A 1135-nucleotide genomic window follows, 5' to 3' on the forward strand; every position below is an offset into this window, starting at 1 on the left:
ATGCTGGTACTGGAATCCTTGATCGGTGTGCATCATCCACCCGGGTTCAGGTGCACACGCTGCGATTGCCTTGGACAAGGAATCGGTGGTCAACGCTGTCGACGGTGATGTAGCCACGGTGTGAGCGACGATAGAGCGATCGAACAAGTCCATCACCGGTGACAGGTAGACCTTGCGGCCTTGGACCCTGAACTCGGTGACGTCGCTGACAAAGACGGTATTTGGCCTATCCGGGGTGAACCTGCGGTCAAGTGCGTTGTCAGCGATGTGGCTGATCGTCCCAGTGTAGGAAACATATGGCCTGCGCTGGCGGATCTTGGCTCGAAGACCCATCTGGTGCATGAGTTTGTACACGAGTTTGTGGTTGACCACCCAGCCTTGGTTCCGCAGGTCAAGTAGGACTCGCCTATAGCCGTAGCGATGCTTGTTCCGTTCGAAGCACTCCCGGATCGCGTCTTTGAGTGCCACGTACTTATCCGGTTCGTTGAGGCGTTTCTGGTGGTAGAAGAACGTCGACCTCGGCATGCCTGCCGCATCCAAAAGGTATTGCAGACGATGCTGTGACTTGAGGATGACGATCGCCTGGACTTTCAGGCGTGTCCCTGGTTCCTCAAGTCCCGCAATTTTTTGAGATACGCGTTTTCCGCTTCCAACCGTGCGATCTGACGGCGCAGCTTGTCTTCTTCTGTAAGCCGCTTCGGTGCGGCCGTGCCTTTGGGTCTGCCCTTCGGCTTCGGTTTCAACGCGTCATCGCCGCTTTGACGCCATTTCTGGGACCAATCTTTGACGAGTTTGTCTGAGGACAGGCCAAATTCACGGGCAAGATCCATCTTTGTCTCGCCGGCAAGGTGGCGTTGGACAACTTCCTTCTTGATCTCGAACGAGTACTGCTGCTTTGTCGGTTTCTCCACAAGACATAGCCTGCCATGCAGCTGAAACCGACGACGCAGCGTACGGACGGCGTATTTGGAGACACCAAGAGTCTTGGCAGCGGCTGTATAACCCATGCCTTGCTCGAAACACTCAACCAACTGCTCACGCTGATGTTCGCTCAGCGAACTTCGTGCTCTCAATGAAAACTGCTCCCCACTAGTCGGTAACTGATTTCTCAGTCCAACTAAAGGGGAGCAGTTCA

1 pseudogene is annotated in these 1135 nt (G+C 54.9%); it reads right to left on the reverse strand.

Going from position 1 to position 1135, the window contains the following annotated elements:
* Positions 1–920 (reverse strand): annotated as a pseudogene (locus MHJ63_RS09815) (IS3 family transposase); the annotation flags it as partial.
* Positions 921–1135: the final 215 nt, after the last annotated feature.

Origin of the sequence: Pseudoglutamicibacter albus, from assembly GCF_022346425.1 — a bacterium.
Classification (GTDB): Bacteria; Actinomycetota; Actinomycetes; order Actinomycetales; family Micrococcaceae; genus Pseudoglutamicibacter; species Pseudoglutamicibacter albus.